The 2,266-nt window shown below is 38.7% G+C and carries 3 protein-coding genes; 1 reads left to right on the forward strand and 2 read right to left on the reverse strand.

Annotated features, from left to right (window positions below):
* Positions 1-667 (forward strand): TetR/AcrR family transcriptional regulator (locus WB217_RS00860; protein WP_423989753.1); only part of this gene is annotated, 667 nt, incomplete at its 5' end.
* Positions 668-843: 176 nt separating this feature from the next.
* Here WB217_RS00860 and WB217_RS00865 read toward each other — a convergent pair.
* Positions 844-1,260, reverse strand: coding sequence for a hypothetical protein (locus WB217_RS00865; RefSeq protein ID WP_423989755.1), 417 nt, complete (start codon positions 1,258-1,260; stop codon positions 844-846).
* 152 nt (positions 1,261-1,412) lie between these two features.
* Positions 1,413-2,126 carry a DUF2161 domain-containing phosphodiesterase gene (locus WB217_RS00870; RefSeq protein ID WP_423989757.1) on the reverse strand — a complete coding sequence of 238 codons (714 nt, stop codon included), beginning with the start codon at positions 2,124-2,126 and terminating at the stop codon, positions 1,413-1,415.
* Positions 2,127-2,266 lie beyond the last annotated feature (140 nt).

Below are 2,266 nucleotides of genomic sequence, written 5' to 3' on the forward strand. Positions count from 1 at the left end.
ATTGATAGCAGGAAAGGATCCCTCTGATCCAGAAATCCCGATTAAACAGATAGAAATTCAAATGAGGACAAACAGAGAAAATAACTTAATTCCACTGTATGAGGAAGTGTTTTTTTCAAACGATAAAGAATTGAAGAAATTTCTTGAAATTGGGCAAATGAAAACTCTCAGATGGGGATACGAAAGGTTCAAAGATCTATTTGATGAAAGCTTACATCCGTATTTGCTTGATGCGACAATCATGCTCAAGGGAATGTTGCAGCAAAATATCAGGTACTATGTGATGGCTCACGGACCAAGTGCAAATCTTTTACCAGTAGTTCGTTATAGTGTCAAGCGAGTCATGAACATGGTTAAGGAAGCTGGAGAAGCACGCGAGCAGCTGCTGCCGCCTGAAATTTTGGAAAAGTGGCTTCCCACTTCACGCACGGAAGATCTTGAATTAAGAAAAAACCTATATTGTATTATATCTAAACTCAAAAAGCTTGATTGTCAGCAAAAAGATTATATCGAAAAGCTAGATTTTATAAAGGATGAACTCTTGAAATCAAAAGCACCCAGGAAGTTCCTGATTGACAGTGTCTTATCCTCTCTTGACTATGTCGGAGAAAACGAGCTTTCTAAATTAAAGGAGCTTGTTGAAAATAAATTTCTGGAAAAGGAATAAACCAATCCCTTTTTTCTAGGCTGTCGCTGATGCTAGCCGTAATGATGCGCCAATTGGCGTCGATTTAAGAAGAAAGCGGGAAAAATGAAAACCCAGGCCCATGAGAATACTCATGGGCCTGGGTTTTATTCTTTATGCAAGTTTGAATTAGCGAATGACCTGTGAAGTTTACCTTCTTAATGTTTGGCAAGTTGTTCTGTTTTTAAGACCTCATCGACTTTCCACTCACCATTTTCTTTAATCAGTTCGAAAGTTGTTTTAGTGGTCGTTTCCGGGCTAAGAAGGGTTGATGGATAATGGACGGTTGCTGTGACGATTGTACCCTCATCAGTCCCGCCGCTTTCTTTCTCAACCTTTATGACTTCTGCAGGAATCCAGCTTTTTTTCCAGCCTAGGACAAGATCCTCCCTGCTCGTTTTTGTGGTTTTGATCATTTCCTCTTGAAGTCTTTCACTCTGCATTTCGAAGTAGGCTGCGAAGTTTTTATTATTATAATGTTCATAATTCTTTTCGATCGCCTCTTTAGCTGTCATGCTGTTTGAGCACCCCGTAAGCAAAATGAAAAAAACACTTATAAAAACGAACTTTCTCATTTAATTTCCCCCTTTGAAACTATTCAGGATTCAGATTTGATATATTTTCTTACGTTTCATCTGACTATAAGTTTCAAATTTTTGGGAATATTTTTAAAATACGATGTGTTAAACTTGTCCTTTAAAACCGCCTTAAAATATAATTGTAATCACTAATCTTCCAGCTTATCCAAATAGTAACTTACTAGCTCCGGTTTTTCTTGAATCTCCATTCTCCCCTGCTCACTTATGGCATAGACGCCCCTTTGCACCTTATCAAACCACTTATAATAGTTTTTATTTAAGATAGATTGCGTTTTGTCGCCAGTCCCAAGAGCTGCCAGTGCTTTCGGAGCCATAGGTCCCAACTTTTCGAGATAGCAGGCAATCTGTATGCAATTTTCTTTGTATGCTGTCATGATTTTCTTTTTGCTGCTGCCCCCGATATTGTAATCAGCACTCCTTCCCTCTATTTCTGCCAGGAGCGCTGACCTTTTCCTCTTGTTTTTAACAGGTCCTCGTTCGAATGGCTCTGGATGGACAACAAACTCGACCTTTCGCCGGTTTCCGGAAAATGACACAATAATCAAACCAAGTTCCAATTTTTTCATTAGTTGTAGCACGTCATTCCAACGTCGCCTCGAAATCCGCTTTGGCTTAGGAATAGCTATGTAAACAAGATCCGTCAGGCGCTGTCTCCTTGTTCCCTGCAGCAATAAATCAATATTCAGGTTAAGCTTCAATTCGATGATGATTAATTCCTCGCCCTTCACAGCAGTCAAGTCACAATCATGCACCTCGCCATTTACGCGGTACCCTTGCTTTAAAAAGTGTTTTTGGATCGGCTCATAGAGGTCAATTTCATATAATTTCTTTTTCTCAGGCATATTAAAAAACCTTTCTTTCCATCTATACAGTTTACAGAAGCTTTTCCTATCATTATAGCAAATTTAGATTCACCTCAGTTTTTAAATAGGCTCATTTTTAAAGTCACATTGCATATACTGATTCGTGTATTAAGTAATGG

The organism is Mesobacillus sp. (genome assembly GCF_049588175.1).
In the GTDB taxonomy this organism is placed as follows: domain Bacteria; phylum Bacillota; class Bacilli; order Bacillales; family Cytobacillaceae; genus Mesobacillus.

Coding starts and splice junctions, on each gene's coding strand:
- WB217_RS00870 (WP_423989757.1), bottom strand. CDS start 2,126: ATGCCTGAGAAAAAGAAATTATATGAAATTGACCTCTATGAGCCGATC.
- WB217_RS00865 (WP_423989755.1), bottom strand. CDS start 1,260: ATGAGAAAGTTCGTTTTTATAAGTGTTTTTTTCATTTTGCTTACGGGG.